This window comes from Roseibium algae (assembly GCF_037783265.1).
Taxonomy (GTDB): Bacteria; Pseudomonadota; Alphaproteobacteria; order Rhizobiales; family Stappiaceae; genus Roseibium; species Roseibium algae.
This window is the reverse complement of the sequence record NZ_JBAKIA010000027.1, coordinates 16,170-33,001: the sequence shown is the minus strand read 5'-3', so window position 1 is coordinate 33,001 and position 16,832 is coordinate 16,170. Positions and strand designations below refer to the sequence as shown.

Genomic DNA, 16,832 nt, shown 5'->3' with positions numbered 1-16,832 from the left:
CATTCAGCCCTTGAGCACAAGACACCAAAGGAGGCATATTGGGCCGACAGGCACCTGAATTTGGCGGCATGAAAAACAACCTGGATACACCTTAAATCAGCCGCGAACCTGTCCGGAAAACTGCGACCACTTCAGTCACGCGCCGACGGATAAACTGTACCTCTCCAATAAGGACGGCCTTGAATGGTATGAGTCCTCGAGCTTTGCCAGACGAGGATTCTGTAAATTCTGCGGATCCAGCCTTTTTTACCAGATGAAGGGAGATGAAAATACTGCTATCGCTGCGGGGATTTTGAACGGACCGACAGGTCTGAAAATTGGAAAACACATATTCGTCAAAGACAAAGGTGACTACTACGAAATCAACGAAGACGAGCCGCAAATAGCTCGGTATTGAACGCAGCCGAAAATCGTCGTGTTGATTGGGGCATTGCCTACTCATAGCTTTGTGCGATGAAAAGATATGTCTTTTGCGAAACTGGCGCCGGTTGGGTCAGGCCTGATGCGAAGGTGTATAAAAATGAGCGGGTCATTGCGTTCTTCGATCGAGCACCTGTCACGGAATATCACACACTGGTGGTTACAAAGCGGCACGCCAGGGACATTTTCGACGTGAAGGAAGAAGGCCTGCTAGCGGTGACATCCGCCATCCGGCTAATTTGCCAGGTTTACCGGGAGAAGTTGGGTATCAAAGACGTGCAGATTGTCAGCAGTAACGGGAATGACGCCCAGCAAGACACCTACCATCTGCATTTCCATATCATACCGCGTGCTCACGGCGACGGTTAAGCGCCAGCCAAGGCGATCCTTTTTGCGATCCCTCCGCGCCGTGGCAAAAAGGTACAGTCGAGAACACCAACCGGCGGGCCAGACGATGGCTGCCTCGCCAACTGGATTTGAAACATTTCAGCCAGGCGGACCTCAAAGACATTTGTGATAGGCTCAACGACACGCCGCGAAAGTGCCTCGAATGGAAAACGCCAGCGGAAGTCTTCAAGCATAAAATGCTGGAGACTTGAGAGACAGCCCCCTACCCTGAAACCCACAGAAGTCCCACTTTAAGTATCGCTCACAGAACGCTGGAAATGGGACGCAGAAACACAGGTCTGGATCTATCGGGCTGCTATCTTCGAGAACTACCAAAAGTTAGCCTGCCGGTGGAGCTCTGAAGCGGTCGCTCTTGACCAGCAAAGCTCGAAGCCACCTGCCCTGCCATCTGGCCCCGGTGATGATGCTTATCCCAGGACAGACAAATAGGCATCGCTTCAAGGTGCGTGTGGAACGAGAGGCAAGCACCTCTGTCCCTCTCCGTTTTCTTCAGTGTTCCAAGTAGGCCGCAAAAGCGGTACGGAAGGGACCGCGTTGTTTGTCGGTGACGCGGACCTCTGCTTCGATCCAGTCTTCCACGTCCTGACGCTCCAGGACTTCAGCAATCTGGTAGAGCTGTGCAATCAAGGCACCATCAGTGACCGGCAACCGGACCGTGAAAATGTCGTCATGTTGTGCGATGAACGCATCGATCCGTTTGTAGAGCTGATCAATCCCCTCACCTGTCAGAGCAGACAGGGAGATAGGCCCTTCATCAGAGGCTTCAGAAAGCAGCTTTTCACGGTGGTCCGCATCAAGGCAATCAATCTTGTTCCAGACCTCGACAACAGGTGCACCGGTTTGTGGCCTGACACCCAGATCATCAAGCGTTCTCTTGACGTCCTCGTTCTGCGCATCCGTGTCCTCCTGCGAGATATCACGGACATGCAAAATGAGATCGGCCTCCAGGACCTCTTCAAGAGTCGCCCGAAAAGCTGCGACCAAATGGGTCGGCAAATCCGATATGAAGCCCACCGTGTCGGACAGGATCACTTCCCGCCCATGGGGCAGCTTGATCTTGCGAAGTGTCGGATCCAGTGTTGCAAACAACAAATCCTCGGCAAAAACATCCGCCTTTGTCATACGGTTGAACATCGTTGATTTACCCGCATTGGTATAGCCAACCAGAGCCACGACCGGTTGCGGGATCTTTTTGCGTTTCTTGCGGTGCAGATCGCGAGTCCTGCGGACACCCGCAAGTTGCTTCTTCAAAATGATGATGCGGTCTTCGATCTGGCGTCTGTCAGATTCAATCTGTGTTTCCCCGGGACCGCCCATAAACCCTGCTCCGCCGCGCTGGCGTTCAAGGTGGGTCCAGGACCGGACAAGACGGCTCTTCTGCCAGGTCAGATGAGCCAGATCAACCTGAAGCTTGCCTTCCTTGGTGCGTGCACGGTCACCAAAGATCTCAAGAATCAAGCCTGTCCGGTCAATGACCTTAGTCGCCAATCTGCGCTCAAGATTTCTCTGCTGAATTGGCGTCAGCGGGTGATCAATTACAACAAGATCAAGTTCTTCGGCAGCAACAATGCCGGCAAATTCCTCAACCTTGCCTTCGCCAAATAGCGTTGCTGGTTTTGGATTGCTGATCTTGACGACTGAAGAAGAAACAATATCGAGATTAATCGCAGCACTCAGGCCAACGGCTTCTTCCAGACGCGCTTCAGGGCTACGGTTTGAGCGTAAATGACCATCTGGTCCGCCCATGCGATGCTGCAAAACCGGTTCAATAATGATCGCCCGGAACGGCTGTGGACGCGAGTCGAAGCCCTGTTCTTCGTGGCCATGATTATGCGCAGAATTGTCTTCTGGAGACTTGCGTTCCAATCAGCTAACCACCTTTTCGCCAGTCTCTTCTGGCTCAAACAACTGAACCGGACCATTCGGCATGATCGTTGATATCGCATGTTTGTAGACAAGCTGAGAATGACCATCACGGCGCAAAAGCACACAAAAATTATCAAACCAGGTCACCACACCTTGCAGCTTGACGCCATTGATCAGAAAGATTGTCAGGGGAGTTTTTTGCTTGCGAACGTGATTTAAAAAAGTGTCTTGCAAATTTTGTGCGCGATCAGCCATCTTTTTTTATCCTGTATCCCCCGGATGCGGCCGAGCATCCGGTGTTTTTAATCAATTATTGCTGTGGGGCCTTACACACAAACGCTTCCGCCCCTTAGCACCCAGTTATAATATGTATCAGCGCGTATTCTGCACTGGTCCGCGTCCAATTTCAAAACCACAACAGTAATTATACTGTTTTTTTACACCGTTAAGAAATCAGTAGCAGTATGGAACTGTTCACGCAATCGCATTGCGATTGAGCCCGGATGTCCATTGCCAAGTATCGTATCATCAATTTTTATAACGGGCATGACAAGAGTAGAAGCCGCCGTTACGAAAGCTTCCCGAGCATCTTTGGCTTCTTGCACAGAAAACGCCCGTTCTTCGAAAGCGATGCCTTCTCGAGCAACCAACTCAAGAACAACAGAACGGGTAATGCCGCGCAAAATACCGTTTTCCGCAGGTCTTGTGACCAATGTCCCGTCTTTGGTCACAATCCATGCGTTGGTTGACCCGCCTTCAGTAACGTTATTGTCGGCGTCAAAGTACCAGGCTTCCTTGGCGCCTTGTTCCTTGGCTGTCTGTTTGGCCAGAACATTTGGCAGCAAGGCAACGCTCTTGATGTCGACGCGTGGCCAGCGGTTTTCCGGGAAGGTAATTACAGAAATACCCTTTTCAGCCGCGGCGTCAGCCGCTTTCGGATTGGAGGAACGGGCTGTGATGACAATGGATGGTACAACATCATCTGGCGGGAAAAAGTGATCCCGTCTGGAAACACCACGTGTCACTTGAATGTAGACTATTCCATTGCGAACCCGGTTTCTGCGCACAACTTCGCGCATGATAAACAGCAGGGCAGAACGCGCCATCGGCCAACCAATGCGCAGTTCATTCAGGGAACGGTCCAAACGATCAATGTGCCTGGGCATATCGACGATGGTATTCTGCCAGATTTCACAGACTTCATAAACGCCATCGGCAAATTGATAGCCACGATCTTCAACATGCACGGCTGCATCCTGATGGGCAATATATTGACCGTTAACGTAAGCGATCCTGCTCATGATATCTCCTTGAATGGCGCGGAAAGCTCTCCGACGATAAACTGCATCGGAAGCTGCTGTCCGGCAGCACAAAAACTGTTAAAGGCATGAACTTTATCGGGAAACAACGCAAGTCCAAGATCTGGTCAATTCGCCAATCTTAGAAGAAATCAAGACTCACCCGGAACATTTGCTCTACCTGTTTCACCCGTTCGGCAACGGCAAAGATCACAATTCTGTCCTGAGCCTGGATCTGGAGTTCCCCATTGGGCGTGATCACCTTTCCATCGCGGAACACAGCACCAATTCGGATCCCGGACGGCAAGTCAATCTCGCGCAAGGGACGCCCAACCAGCGGCGAGGTATCAAGAGCCTCTGCCTCCACCACTTCGGCAGCCCCATTTTGCAAAGAGTGCACACCGCGAATACGCCCGCGACGGACATGCTGAAGGATCTTTGAAATCGTTACAGCTCGCGGGTTGATAAAGGCATCAATGCCTAATGCCTGAGCAAAGGCCGGATAGCTTGGATTGTTAAGAAGCGACAGATTCCGCCGACAGCCAAGTTTCTTGGCCATGACCGAGGACAGAATATTCACCTCGTCCTCATTGGTCAGTGCGACCATTGTATCTGCAGTCCCAACATCGGCCTCATCCAAAATCGACTGATCCAACGCGCTTCCGTGCAGGATGACTGAGCGCTTCAATTCATCGGCGATGCTGACCGCCCGCTCCCGTGACGCTTCGATCAGTTTAATACGGGTATTGCTTTGGCGTTGCTCAAGAGCTCGGGCGACATAAAGACCAATGTTGCCGCCGCCTGCGATTACGACCCGGCTGGCCTCCGGCTCTTCATGGCCGAAAATTCCGAGCGTACGACGCACTTGATCACGTTGGGCCACCACATAAGCAAGATCGCCAACCAGAAGCGAATCCGAGCTCTTGGGGACGAACAGTTTGTTGTTCCGAAACACACCGACAACGACAGCACTCAAGTCAGGAAAGAGTTCGGTCAACTGGCGCAGAGGCGTGTCCACAACGGGGCAGTCCTCCTCGCACATGATACCAACAGTGACAATCTGATCATCGGCAAACCGCACCGTCTCGACCGCACCTGGCAGCGCCAAACGACGCAGCACCATTTCACCAACTTCGATTTCCGGAGAAATGATCACGTCGATCGGAAGATTTTCACGGGAGAAGAGGTTCTGCCAACGGCCCTGCAAATAGCTCTGGGACCGAATACGCGCGACCTTCGTTGGCACGTTAAAGAGCGAATGGGCGACCTGGCAAGCAACCATGTTCACTTCGTCATAAAGAGTGACCGCGATGATCATGTCTGCTTCTTCAGCACCGGCCTGCGCCAGAACCTCAGGATGCGCACCATGTCCAACAAAGCCACGGACATCGAGTTGATCACCAATTGCATTGATCAATTTCGGCGAGGAATCGATCACCGAAACATCGTTCTGTTCGGCGGCAAGGCGCTCTGCTATGCCGTAGCCAACCTGGCCGGCGCCACAAATCACGACTTTCATAACGAAGTTCCTCTACAGAAGATCATTGCATCCCATAGCAGAGACAAAGGCTCAGGACAGCCCCAACGTCTTTAGTTTTCGGTGCAGAGCCGAGCGCTCCATGCCAACGAACTCAGATGTGCGTGAAATATTCCCATCAAACCGCTTGATTTGGGCCTGAAGATAATCGCGTTCAAAGATTTCTCGTGCCTCGCGCAGCGGCACGGACATCAGGTGTTCACCGCCGCCCGTTGTTGGCAAGTTGGGCAGCATAGCACCAACTTCTGCAGGTAGAAGGTCAGCAGTAATGACACTGTCCGGCTCGCCGCGCGCCAGAATAAGCAGGCGTTCAACGTTGTTACGCAGCTGACGGACATTGCCTGGCCAATCATGTGTCTGAAGGACAGCCATAGCGTCATCTCCAATCTGCCGAAGTGGAATGCCGGAGGCCGTAGATATCTGCTCCATGAAGTATTTGATCAAAATCGGAACATCTTCACGGCGCTCTGCAAGACCAGGTACCCTTAAAGGCACGACGCCCAAGCGATGATAAAGGTCCTGTCGAAACAGGCCTGCAGCAATCTGTTCTTCCAAATTTTTAGCGGTGGAAGACAAGATCCGGATATCGACCTGAACCTTGGTCGCCCCCCCAACACGGGTAAAGCTCTGCTCGACAAGTACCCGTAGGATTTTATTTTGGGTTTCAGCAGGCATATCGCCGATCTCGTCGAGATATAGCGTGCCACCATGAGCTTCTTCAAGCGCACCAATTTTGCGCAGGTGTCCGTTGGTATCTTCAACACCGAACAGCTCTTCTTCCATGCGCTCAGGCGTAATGGTTGCAGCGTTCAGAACAACGAACGGGCTTTTTACCCGTGGCGACAGCTCGTGGATCATACGGGCTGTCAGCTCTTTGCCAGAGCCGGAAGGCCCGGTAATCATGATACGGCTGTTGGTGATCGCCACTTTCTGGATCGTTTGGCGAAGTTGATTGGCTGCGCTTGATTCTCCGACAATGCCGGTCGCATCTCCGCTTCGCTGCTTGAGATCTTTAACTTCCCGTTTCAGGCTCGAGGCTTCCAGAGCGCGTTCGACTATATGGATCAAACGGTCAGACTTGAACGGCTTTTCAATGTAGTCATAGGCGCCTCTTTTGATTGCAGAGACCGCCGTTTCGATATTGCCATGACCTGAGATGATCACCACAGGCAAATCAGGATCTGTCTGCCTGATAACATCAAGCACGCCTAAACCATCAAGCCGACTTCCCTGCAGCCAGATATCCAAAATCACCAGCGAAGGTCGTCGGTCCTTGATCGCCGCAATGGCTGTATCGCTGTCGCGCGCAATCCGGGTGCCATAGCCTTCGTCATCCAGAATACCAGCAATCAGCTCCCGAATATCTTTTTCATCGTCAACTACAAGAATGTCATACGCCATCGGTGGTCACTATCTTTTCGTTCTTGTCGTCTTCAGCACTCATTGAATTGACCCCGATGGTCAATCGCACAAGAGTGCCGCTCTTCCCTGAATCATTGGCAGGCGCATCGAGTAACTCAATGTTTCCACCGTGATCCTCCAATATCTTTCGCACGATTGCGAGCCCCAGGCCGGTGCCCTTTTCACGGGTCGTCATATAGGGTTCAAGCAACCTTTGTCTGTTTTCCTGCGGCAGGCCAATCCCATTGTCGATGACATCGATCACAAGATGGTCGCTGTTACGAATAAGCGTGATCGAAATTTGCCCGTCGGAGAAAGTATCCCCTTCCCGCCCTGAAATCGCTTCAGCTGCATTCTTGATCACATTTGTCAGGGCCTGACCGATCAACCGTGGGTCATAGGTTGCAATCACCGGATCTTCCGGCATTGTCGTCGCAATCTGGATATCAGGATTACCGACCGTTTGCATAAAGGCAGCTTCTCGCAAGGTCGTACGCATGTCACCAGATGTCTTTGTTGGCTTCCTCATCCGGGCAAATGACGAGAACTCGTCGACCATCTGGCCGATATCCCCGACTTGCCGAATGATTGTGTCGATGCATTGATCAAACACAGACCGATCATCCTCGACCTTTTTGCCATAGCGTCTGCGAATCCGCTCAGCTGATAATTGGATCGGGGTCAGTGGGTTCTTGATTTCATGGGCAATACGGCGAGCGACATCGGCCCAGGCTGAGTTACGCTGCGCCGAAACCAAATCAGTTATATCGTCAATAGTGACAACATAACCATGCTCGCGCCGGGTCGACTGCTCACTGGTCAAACGGACATTCAATGTCCTTTGGCGATTGTTGAGGGAAACCTCAAGCTGCGTTTCCTGAAAGCGTTCGCTGTCTTCTTCAAATGCGTGAGAAAGAAAATCGTAAAGCTCGGGAATCACATCAATAAACGGCTTGCCCAAAAGAATCATTTCATCGACTTGAAGCAGCGCCTCAGCAGACCGGTTCACCATCATCACAGACCCATCGTCATCAATGCCGATTACACCGGTTGAGACCCCAGACAAGACAGCTTCATTGAACCTGCGCCTCCGGTCGATCTGCTCATTTGCGGCCAGTAATGCATCACGCTGCCCCAGCAGCTGCCCCGTCATTTTGTTGAAGGTAGAGCCCAGGCTGGCAAGATCACCTTCCGATTTATGGGTCTCCACTTTTACAGAAAGATTACCGTTAGACACTTCATCAGCGGCCGAAATAAGAGAGCGAATGGGAGATACAAGCCTATTTGCAAACCCGAAGCCAATCCAGATGGCGGAAAGCAGGAGGATCAGGGCTACACCCAAATACAACAGCGCAAAGGCGACTTGAACGCCAAATCGGCTGTTCTCCAATTCGCTGTATTGCAGCGCCCCCTCCTCCGCAAGACGTTGATATTCAATGACCCGTTGGTCCATAGAGCGCACGGCGTAGAGATAGAAATCCTGATAGGCTGACAGCTTCATGATGCCGCCAACCAGATTAGACTTGCCGGGGGCAATCAGGATCGGTTCGCCTTTACGGGCCTTCTTCATACTGTCCTTGGGCGGCAGGAGAATATTTACCCGCGGATCAAGGACTATGCGGGTGATAACCGTTCCATCAGAACTCATGATAAAGGCAGCGACCAGACCACGGACTGAAGCTTGAGCATTAAAGAAACCATCGAAACGGGTCGGTTCAAAGTCGTAAACTGCCTTGGCTCGGTCTACATCGTTCGCCATGGCGATAAGGTCAGCGCGCAGCACACGTGCATGTTCCTGAAGATAGGCTTGGGCGACGACCAGTGCATTGTCGATAATCTGGCGGGTACGATCCTCGAACCAACGGTCGAGGCCACGATCCAGGGTCACTGTAGCCAAAATAGCCATCAAGATGGCTGGAATTGCTGCAACGAGACTGAACAATGTGACGATGCGGACATGAAGGCGGGCAGCAGCACGCCCACGTCTGCGTGCGTTCAGGAGCTTTGTGATTTCCCAAACGATGGCCGCAATCAGACAACTCGCCAAGACACCATTTACGATCATGGCGGTAAAAATGACATTTTGCGTTGGCGCAATAGACGTCAGGCCGGTCAGAACCACAAATGTGATTCCGATGGACAGCAGGGCAACCAACATGATCGCCAACCCCAGGCGGCGTCCGAGTTTACCTTGGGAAACCTGAGTATCTGCCGTCTTCTGAGAAAGTCCCAGTGTCATGCCCCCTCTGCGTCACTCTCTGAAAAACGGCATCGAGAACCGAGCCGCCACAAGAACTGCGGCACAGTTACCACAGATTGTTGCTAAATTGAGACAATGCTAGTGCTTGGAAGGGATGTCTACAAGCAAGGCACCAAAGTGCCCTGCTATTCACTCATAAAAATATGGAAAGGCGCATCTTCTCATCAGCTTGCCCAAACCACGAAAAACTCTGGACGTGACAAAAACCGCAGGTCAGCGTGAAGAGCGCATCACCTGGATGTCTAAATCACGAATCTTTTTGCGCAATGTGTTGCGGTTGACCCCCAGAAGTTCTGCCGCCTTGATCTGATTGCCCCGTGTTGCTGCAAGCGCTGCGCTGATCAATGGATATTCGACTTCGCGCAAAATCCGATGATAGAGACCAGGAGGTGGCAATGTTTCGCCGTAATTATCGAAGTAGCCGCCCAGATACCGTTCCACAGACGCTCCGAGGTTGATGTTCTCCGCATCCTCCTCCTCTAAGGCAGAGGTAACCGGTTGGCTGAGTTCCTGCTCAAGTAGAGACTCTCCGATCACATCCTGCGGATAAAGCGCTGCCAGTCTGCGTACCAGGTTTTCAAGCTCGCGAATGTTGCCAGGCCAACGATATCTGCGAAGAAGATTTAGAGCTGCCTGATCAACTTGCTTGGGCGGCAGCCCCTCTTTTTCAGCCTGAGTGAAGAAATGCCGGACAAGATCAGGAATGTCTTCTACGCGCTCACGCAGTGGTGGCAATCTGATCGGAACAACATTAAGGCGGAAATAAAGATCTTCGCGGAACAACCCCTGATTGATTGCCTGACGAAGGTCCTTATTGGTTGCGGCAACAATCCGGACATCGGTCTTGATCGGCGTACGGCCACCAACTGTTGTATATTCGCCTTGTTGCAAGACCCGTAAAAGCCGCGTCTGCGCTTCCATGGGCATATCGCCAATTTCATCCAGAAACAGCGTTCCGCCATCAGCTTGCTCGAAACGGCCTGAACTTCTCAGTTGCGCGCCTGTAAAGGCACCTTTCTCATGGCCGAAGAGTTCAGCTTCAATGAGATCTCTCGGTATCGCCGCCATGTTGATCGCAACGAAAGGGCCGTTCCGCCGCTTGCCATAATCATGCAATGCCTTTGCGACCAGCTCTTTACCGGTACCCGATTCACCGTTGATCATGACCGTCAAATCGGTCTGCATCAGGCGCGCCAAAACTCTGTATATTTCCTGCATGGCAGGCGACCGTCCAACCAGAGGCATGCCCTCGCTCATGTCATCAGTTTCGACTGGGCGTCGGACTTTTGGCTCTTCCAGCGCGCGGCCAACTATGTTGATCATCTCCTTCAGATCAAAAGGCTTCGGCAAGTACTCATAAGCCCCTTTTTCCGACGCACGGATAGCAGTCATGAAGGTGTTTTGAGCGCTCATAACCAGAACCGGTAGGTCCGGGCGAAGCTTTTTGATCCGCGGAAGAACATCAAAGATGTTTTCGTCAGGCATCACCACATCGGTGATGACAAGATCGCCGTCACCAGAGCTGACCCAACGCCAAAGAGTTGCGGCATTGGAGGTCAGGCGAACAGTATAGCCAGCCCGGGACAGCGCTTGATTGAGCACTGTGCGGATAGCCGCGTCGTCGTCTGCTACGAGAATTGTGCCTGTCGGCATGATCATTCGGTCCTGTCGCTGGAGGAAGCCTCAGGTTCAATAAAAGTCGGCATCAAGATCCGGAAAATTGTTTTCCGTGGACGGCTATCGCATTCGATAACACCACCATGATCGCCAATGATCTTGGCGACCAGCGCAAGGCCAAGGCCGGATCCATTTGTCTTTGTCGTGATGAAGGGCTCAAAAAGATGTGGCAGGAGATCCTCGGGCACGCCCGGGCCATTGTCCTCGACACAATATTCAAGCGGTAGAGATACCCGCTGTTGGGTTCCGGGAACCGAGAGCCGAATTCCTGGTCTGAAGGCCGTGGTGATCCGAATTTCACCGTCCGGGTCATTCCCAATCGCTTCACTCGCATTTTTGATCAGGTTCAGGAAGACCTGGATCAGCTGATCCTTGTTGGCATAGACTGGCGGCAAAGAGGGGTCGTAGGCTTCCAGGATGCGCTTGTTGCGCGCAAATCCGCTGTCGGCCAGTCTTTTCACGTGATCCAGAACCACATGAATGTTTACCGGTTCGCGTTCAATAGGCCGTTCGTCGGAAAAGACTTCCATCCGATCTACAAGCTTGACGATCCGGTCTGTTTCATCAGTGATCAACCTGGTCAACGGCCGGTCTTCATCGGGAACCGATTGCTCTAGAAGCTGAGCTGCACCGCGAATGCCCGACAGTGGATTTTTGATCTCATGTGCCAGCATTTCAGCCAAACTGGTGACCGTCCGCGCAGCTCCTCTTGAGGTCAACTGCCTGTCGATCTTTTCAGCCATGGAGCGTTCCTGAAACATCAGAACCACAGCACCCGGGCGATTGATTACAGGAGAAGCATTGATATCAACAATCTTGGGGGCACCGATACGCGGTGATCCGATATCAACCTTGTATTCATTGACGGCCGCACCTCGGTCACGCACCTGATCGATCAACGTAAGCAACGGGCTGCCAAATGGAACGAAATATTCAATCGGATGACGCCGCAGAACGGAAACACTGGACCGCATGAATATCTCAGCAGCCATATTAGCGGATTCAATCACGCCATCAGGTGCGACCAAAAGCACAGGGTGAGGGAGTGAATCCAGAATGGTCGGGCCGTCGTTGGTCAAAGCGGCCACACGCCCACTGGTCGGGGATTCAGCTGTCATGCAGCACTCCGTTCAGACAAAGAAGACAACCAGACATCCGCCAAACGAATGACTTCAGCAGGGTCATTTGAGGTCATCAGGGTTTTGCGTATGGGTCCCGGCAAGTCAGAGCCCAGGCCGGCATTATCAAAATACCAACCAAGATGCTTGCGCGCGATGCGAACGCCAGGCAACGGTCCATAATGAGAGATAATCGCCTCGTAATGATCAATCACCAGATCGCGGAGTTCCGTTCCTGTTGGATCTGGCAGTTTCTGGCCGGACTCAAGATAGTGACCGATATGGCCTGGCAACCAGGGCCTTCCATAGGCTCCTCGTCCGACCATCACAGCATTGGCACCAGAAGCTGCCAACATGGCGTCAGCATCTTCAAAACTGCAGCAATCACCATTGGCGATGACAGGAATGGAAACGGCGTCAACGACAGGGCGGATGGCCGACCAGTCTGCCCTGCCCTTGTAAAATTGACTTCTTGTGCGGCCATGAACCGTAAGCAATTGCACACCAGCCGCCTCAGCTCTGCTGCCAAGTTCAGCAGCATTCAGAGTGGCCTCGTCCCAGCCGAGTCGCATTTTCAAAGTTACGGGCACATCGACCGCAGCAACTGTTGCCTCAATAAGCGTCAGTGCGTGGTCAAGGTCCCGCATCAAGGCTGATCCGGAATAACCTGAGGTCACCTTCTTGGCAGGACATCCCATGTTGATATCGATAATATCCGCACCAGCTCCGGCAATCACCTTGGCTGCCTCGCCCATCCAATGGGCTTCACGGCCAGCGATCTGAACCACATGCAAGCCATTACCCTGAGCTTCTGTCCGCATCTGGGTTTCCGCATCGCCACGCACGAAAGATTCGCTGGCAACCATCTCACTCACGACCATTCCAGCATTGAACCGATCGGCTATCTTGCGAAACGGCAGATCGCTTACCCCGGACATTGGAGCCAGGACAGCACGGTTTCGAAGTTCATATGAACCGATCCGGATCGTATTTGGGTTGGCCGTAACGCTCAAAGTGCTCATAACCTGTGCATACACTACTTTGCCTATATCCTAGACATTTTCTACGTTGCAGCAAGGAATAAATCAGCATATCAATTGCATCAAGCGTCATTTGCACGCCTGAGTTTTTCTTAACATCAACAACAATCAAGCCGTCTCGCGCCGAAGAATACGGTAGTTCAGAATAAATAGACTAACTCCTTATAAGAAAGAACTAATTCAGCCTTCTTCATTCAGCAGAAATACGGAGTTGTATCGGCATTTTGCCCTCGCCATCAATCCGGAGTAGAAAGCCAGAGAAACACAGGATGCGAACCAAATGACCAATCAAGTGGCAGTGATCATCGTTGCGGCAGGACGCGGTGCACGAATGCAGTCCACTGAAACGGACCTGCCGAAGCAGTATCTGGACCTTGGCGGGCGGACGATACTGACCCAAACCTTGTCGGCATTTCTGGGGCACCCGGACATCTATCAAGTCGTCGTTGTGCGCCATGTGGACGACGGTGACCTTTACGATCAGGCTGTCCAAGACCTTGAAACCAATCTAATTGCTGATCTCCTGCCCTCCGTTGTAGGAGGAGCCACTCGTCAGTTGTCTGTCTCTGCTGGGCTTAAGGCGCTCACTGGCAAGGATTGTACATCGGTTCTAATTCACGATGCGGCACGCCCCTTTGTATCATCAGATGTAATCAACAACGTGATTGAGAAGCTCAGAAAAGGAAATGTAGCTGTTTTGCCTGCAGTGCCTGTCTTTGACACTTTGAAACGCCAAGTCCCCGCGACCTCACAGTTGGAGACCGTTGATCGGACGCACCTGTGGACCGCTCAAACGCCGCAGGGATTCAATTTCGAAACTATCCTGAGCGCTCATATGCTGGCAGAAACCCAAGGCAAACTTGAACATACCGATGATACATCTGTCGTTGAAGCCATGAGGGTTCCGGTGGTTCTTGCCGAAGGCTCGCCGGAAAACATAAAGATCACAACACTGCCTGACCTCGAACGGGCTCGAAAGAAAGTCGGAATGACTCATTCTTTAAAATCCGATCCGGTATCCTCTGCCACTCCCAAACTGAGTGAATTGCTAGATGTCAGAATAGGGACTGGATATGATGTGCATGCCTTTGATGATGGCGATGCTGTCATTCTGGGAGGGCACTTAATACCCCATTCTAAAAAACTGAAAGGCCACTCCGATGCAGATGTCGTGCTGCATGCAATCACAGACGCGGTTCTGGGCTCAATCGGAGATGGAGATATCGGCACCCATTTCCCACCCTCAGATCCAAAGTGGAAAAGTGCTGCATCCGATCAGTTCCTGTTAGATGCAATCAGGCGGGTTCATGAACTTGGCGGCCGGGTCGCCCATATTGATGTGACCATCATTTGCGAGGCACCGAAAATCGGGCCACACCGTCAGGATATGCGAGCTGCTATTGCAGGGATTTGCGACCTGCCTGTTTCCCGTGTCTCGGTCAAGGCAACAACATCGGAACGTCTAGGTTTCACGGGGCGGCGAGAAGGAATCGCGTCGATGGCCGCCGTGACGGTACGACTCCCCTTTGCAGAGGATGACGCAGTATGACGGATTGGGCTAATTTACTGACGATGGCCGAAGAGGTGATCGCCGCGGCGCGCTACAAAAACGCAATGATTGCGACAGCTGAATCCTGCACGGGTGGATTGATTGCTGGATTGTTGACCGAAGTACCAGGTTCTTCAGCAGTCGTGGACCGCGGGTTTGTCACCTATTCGAATGAGGCAAAGCAAGAAATGCTCGGGGTTCCCCTTGAGACACTGCAGGCCTTTGGTGCTGTCTCGCCGCAAACCGCTATTGCCATGGCAGAGGGAGCTCTTGAGCGTTCACACGCACACATAGCAATCTCTGTGACCGGAATTGCAGGCCCAGGTGGAGGCACCAAGGATAAACCTGTCGGAACCGTCCATTTCGCAATCGCAGTCAAAGGACAGGTCACAACACACCATCCGGCCGCTTTCGGCCACGAAACGAGAGATCAAATTCGTTACAATGCCATCGGAAAGTCTCTCAAGATTGTCTTAAATGCAATAGATTCTGTTTTCTAATTTAGAAATTTATCGATATATTACAATTGTTTAGCGGCGCATTTAGTTACGCTAGGTCACTTTTCGCTTCTGCGCCGCAAAGAGCATGTTTTAATGATCGTAAAATACTTATGGCTTGTCAGCCTAATCATCTTGATCGGAATTTTACTTCCAAATTCAGTTCTATCGGATGGAATTCCTAAAATCGGGGACTACTACGTCATGTCCCGCGATAAAAAAGGAGACTTCACTGGTAGCCACCAGATTTTCCAAACCGAAAAGCCAAATACCTACAAGGTGATCTACTGCGAGCAGAACTATTGGGTCCGGATACATACAATTGCATGGTCCCAGGTGGAAAGCGAAAACCAGCGAACGATACAAATCGAATATAATTTCGGCAAAGGCTGGCGGCCAATTTGTCTGAACCCGGAGCGGCAAGTAACACTTCTGGATCTCGGCATTTCCTTGGAGCCAAGAAGGGTACTTGAATCGTCGGACAAAACCCTAAAAGCGAACATTCGCTATGAAGCGTTTAAAGACGCACAGAAAGAGAAAGCCAACTAGGCGCATACCGTTTTGAACTTAGCTCTAAGAAGAAATAGCCAAGATCAAATTCGTTACAAAATTACTTAAAATGCAGCCCAATTTCCAAACTGAATGATAGGTGCAAATAAGTATGATGAAATTACAGATGAGCCATAAACTGAACTCCCCAATACACGGCCCATCACTTGAGAGACATTTGTTTTGATGAAAGCATGGGTTCTTGCTGCAATCTGTTTTGGTTTACTGACAGGTTCCGCATCATCATCCGCACTTATGACGCCTGGTGATTTCTACTTAATTTCACGAGAACAGAATGGAGTTTTTACCGGCAGCCACAAGATTTTTCAACGCCAATCAGAGGGCATGCATCAGGTAATTTACTGTGGCAGGAGTTACTGGATACGCCCAGTGAGCGTTGCCTGGACGCAGGTTGAAGTCGAAAACCGCAGAGAAGTGAGGGTCGAATTTAATTTCGGCAAAGGCTGGCGGCCAATCTGTGACAAGCCTGAACGTCAGGTCACACTTCATGATATTGGCATAGATCAGGACGCACGGATTGTCCTGTATACAAACGGCCAGGATCTGGGAGGCGTCAACCGTTTCAGCACCATCGCCGACTCCTTTAAGACAGGAAATCGCCGCCAAAAGACAAGTTATCACGATTGATCGTCATTCAAACTTAACCCATCTGCCATTAGCTAAAAAACAAGCATTAGCTGGGTTTTCATAATGCGTTTCGTCTTTCATCTAGGGACACAACACTATGAAAACATTGAAATATATTTTGACGGTAGCAGTCTGCTTTTCCGCGGCTGAGATTGTCTACGCCCAAACTGGAGATATAAGCGATGACTTCTATATCCGCTCCCAATTGGATACCGGTAAATTCAACGGCTATCACCAGATTTTGACCGAACCCAAGGAAGGCTATGTCCAAGCAATCTACTGTGACAAGACATTCTGGGTAAGGAAACTCACGGTACTGTGGACCGAGGATGAAGCCAAGGCCGGGCGCAAGCTGGTCGTTGAGGAAAATAAAAAGGACAATCGGAAAGTATTTTGTGAGGATCCCAATCGACAGGTGACCCTTGAATCCATTGGTATGTCTGATAAGGAAATCACGCAATTGCGAGAAGCCAGAAGCGGACAGGACGTCAGGCCGAGCAGGATGAACGTCATAAGCGACGCCTTCAAAGGCTTCAAATAATCAAATGCAATGCTTTAGAGTTT

The 16,832-nt window shown here is 51.4% G+C and carries 15 protein-coding genes and 1 pseudogene; 7 read left to right on the top strand and 9 right to left on the bottom strand.

Annotated elements, in window-relative coordinates; translation table 11 throughout:
• The first annotated feature begins 453 nt into the window (after positions 1–453).
• Together V6575_RS22205 and V6575_RS22200 are read left to right on the top strand one after the other, a co-directional pair.
• Positions 454–789, top strand: coding sequence for an HIT domain-containing protein (locus V6575_RS22205; RefSeq protein WP_340277583.1), 336 nt, complete (start codon positions 454–456; stop codon positions 787–789).
• A 20-nt stretch (positions 790–809) separates the two neighbouring features.
• A pseudogene (locus V6575_RS22200) lies at positions 810–1,019 on the top strand (transposase); the annotation flags it as partial.
• Positions 1,020–1,317: 298 nt separating this feature from the next.
• Here V6575_RS22200 and hflX read toward each other — a convergent pair.
• The 9 genes from hflX to dusB all read right to left on the bottom strand — a co-directional run bounded on the left by hflX (position 1,318) and on the right by dusB (position 13,007).
• Positions 1,318–2,694 carry a GTPase HflX gene (gene hflX, locus V6575_RS22195; RefSeq protein WP_422785619.1) on the bottom strand — a complete coding sequence of 459 codons (1,377 nt, stop codon included), beginning with the start codon at positions 2,692–2,694 and terminating at the stop codon, positions 1,318–1,320.
• Positions 2,695–2,949, bottom strand: a complete 255-nt coding sequence (hfq, locus tag V6575_RS22190; protein WP_340277582.1) for an RNA chaperone Hfq — start codon at positions 2,947–2,949, stop codon at positions 2,695–2,697.
• 182 nt (positions 2,950–3,131) lie between these two features.
• A complete protein-coding gene (locus V6575_RS22185) occupies positions 3,132–3,995 on the bottom strand; it encodes a D-amino-acid transaminase (RefSeq protein WP_340277581.1) in 864 nt (287 codons plus the stop codon).
• Positions 3,996–4,134: 139 nt separating this feature from the next.
• A complete protein-coding gene (gene trkA, locus V6575_RS22180; RefSeq protein ID WP_340277580.1) occupies positions 4,135–5,511 on the bottom strand; it encodes a Trk system potassium transporter TrkA in 1,377 nt (458 codons plus the stop codon).
• A gap of 51 nt (positions 5,512–5,562) precedes the next feature.
• Positions 5,563–6,930, bottom strand: a complete 1,368-nt coding sequence (gene ntrX, locus V6575_RS22175) for a nitrogen assimilation response regulator NtrX (RefSeq protein WP_340277579.1) — start codon at positions 6,928–6,930, stop codon at positions 5,563–5,565.
• Positions 6,920–9,169 carry a sensor histidine kinase NtrY-like gene (locus V6575_RS22170; RefSeq protein WP_340277578.1) on the bottom strand — a complete coding sequence of 750 codons (2,250 nt, stop codon included), beginning with the start codon at positions 9,167–9,169 and terminating at the stop codon, positions 6,920–6,922. Before V6575_RS22170 ends, ntrX begins: the two co-directional genes overlap by 11 nt.
• A 234-nt stretch (positions 9,170–9,403) precedes the next feature.
• On the bottom strand, positions 9,404–10,843 hold the full coding sequence (gene ntrC / locus V6575_RS22165) for a nitrogen regulation protein NR(I) (RefSeq protein WP_340277577.1): 1,440 nt from the start codon (positions 10,841–10,843) through the stop codon (positions 9,404–9,406).
• A gap of 2 nt (positions 10,844–10,845) precedes the next feature.
• Complete coding sequence (locus V6575_RS22160; protein ID WP_340277576.1) at positions 10,846–11,985, bottom strand: two-component system sensor histidine kinase NtrB; 1,140 nt, start codon at positions 11,983–11,985, stop codon at positions 10,846–10,848.
• Positions 11,982–13,007: a tRNA dihydrouridine synthase DusB gene (gene dusB / locus V6575_RS22155; protein WP_340277575.1), complete on the bottom strand. Its 1,026-nt coding sequence runs from the start codon at positions 13,005–13,007 to the stop codon at positions 11,982–11,984. Before dusB ends, V6575_RS22160 begins: the two co-directional genes overlap by 4 nt.
• Positions 13,008–13,305: 298 nt before the next feature.
• Between dusB and V6575_RS22150 the strand changes: the two genes are divergently transcribed.
• The 5 genes from V6575_RS22150 (at position 13,306) to V6575_RS22130 (ending at position 16,809) form a co-directional block, all read left to right on the top strand.
• Positions 13,306–14,574 (top strand): bifunctional 2-C-methyl-D-erythritol 4-phosphate cytidylyltransferase/2-C-methyl-D-erythritol 2,4-cyclodiphosphate synthase, encoded by a 1,269-nt coding sequence (locus tag V6575_RS22150; RefSeq protein ID WP_340277573.1) that lies wholly within the window; start codon positions 13,306–13,308, stop codon positions 14,572–14,574.
• Positions 14,571–15,074, top strand: coding sequence for a CinA family protein (locus V6575_RS22145; protein WP_422785618.1), 504 nt, complete (start codon positions 14,571–14,573; stop codon positions 15,072–15,074). The genes V6575_RS22150 and V6575_RS22145 overlap by 4 nt, the downstream gene beginning before the upstream one ends.
• A 201-nt stretch (positions 15,075–15,275) precedes the next feature.
• Positions 15,276–15,620, top strand: coding sequence for a hypothetical protein (locus V6575_RS22140; protein ID WP_340277572.1), 345 nt, complete (start codon positions 15,276–15,278; stop codon positions 15,618–15,620).
• 186 nt (positions 15,621–15,806) lie between these two features.
• Entirely contained in the window at positions 15,807–16,268 is a 462-nt protein-coding gene (locus V6575_RS22135) for a hypothetical protein (RefSeq protein ID WP_340277571.1), read from the top strand.
• Positions 16,269–16,365: 97 nt separating this feature from the next.
• A complete protein-coding gene (locus tag V6575_RS22130; RefSeq protein ID WP_340277569.1) occupies positions 16,366–16,809 on the top strand; it encodes a hypothetical protein in 444 nt (147 codons plus the stop codon).
• The last annotated feature ends 23 nt before the right edge of the window (positions 16,810–16,832 follow it).

Coding starts and splice junctions, on each gene's coding strand:
- V6575_RS22205 (WP_340277583.1), top strand. CDS start 454: ATGAAAAGATATGTCTTTTGCGAAACTGGCGCCGGTTGGGTCAGGCCT.
- hfq (WP_340277582.1), bottom strand. CDS start 2,949: ATGGCTGATCGCGCACAAAATTTGCAAGACACTTTTTTAAATCACGTT.
- V6575_RS22185 (WP_340277581.1), bottom strand. CDS start 3,995: ATGAGCAGGATCGCTTACGTTAACGGTCAATATATTGCCCATCAGGAT.
- trkA (WP_340277580.1), bottom strand. CDS start 5,511: ATGAAAGTCGTGATTTGTGGCGCCGGCCAGGTTGGCTACGGCATAGCA.
- ntrX (WP_340277579.1), bottom strand. CDS start 6,930: ATGGCGTATGACATTCTTGTAGTTGACGATGAAAAAGATATTCGGGAG.
- V6575_RS22170 (WP_340277578.1), bottom strand. CDS start 9,169: ATGACACTGGGACTTTCTCAGAAGACGGCAGATACTCAGGTTTCCCAA.
- ntrC (WP_340277577.1), bottom strand. CDS start 10,843: ATGCCGACAGGCACAATTCTCGTAGCAGACGACGACGCGGCTATCCGC.
- V6575_RS22160 (WP_340277576.1), bottom strand. CDS start 11,985: ATGACAGCTGAATCCCCGACCAGTGGGCGTGTGGCCGCTTTGACCAAC.
- dusB (WP_340277575.1), bottom strand. CDS start 13,007: ATGAGCACTTTGAGCGTTACGGCCAACCCAAATACGATCCGGATCGGT.
- V6575_RS22150 (WP_340277573.1), top strand. CDS start 13,306: ATGACCAATCAAGTGGCAGTGATCATCGTTGCGGCAGGACGCGGTGCA.
- V6575_RS22145 (WP_422785618.1), top strand. CDS start 14,571: ATGACGGATTGGGCTAATTTACTGACGATGGCCGAAGAGGTGATCGCC.
- V6575_RS22140 (WP_340277572.1), top strand. CDS start 15,276: ATGTCCCGCGATAAAAAAGGAGACTTCACTGGTAGCCACCAGATTTTC.
- V6575_RS22135 (WP_340277571.1), top strand. CDS start 15,807: ATGAAAGCATGGGTTCTTGCTGCAATCTGTTTTGGTTTACTGACAGGT.
- V6575_RS22130 (WP_340277569.1), top strand. CDS start 16,366: ATGAAAACATTGAAATATATTTTGACGGTAGCAGTCTGCTTTTCCGCG.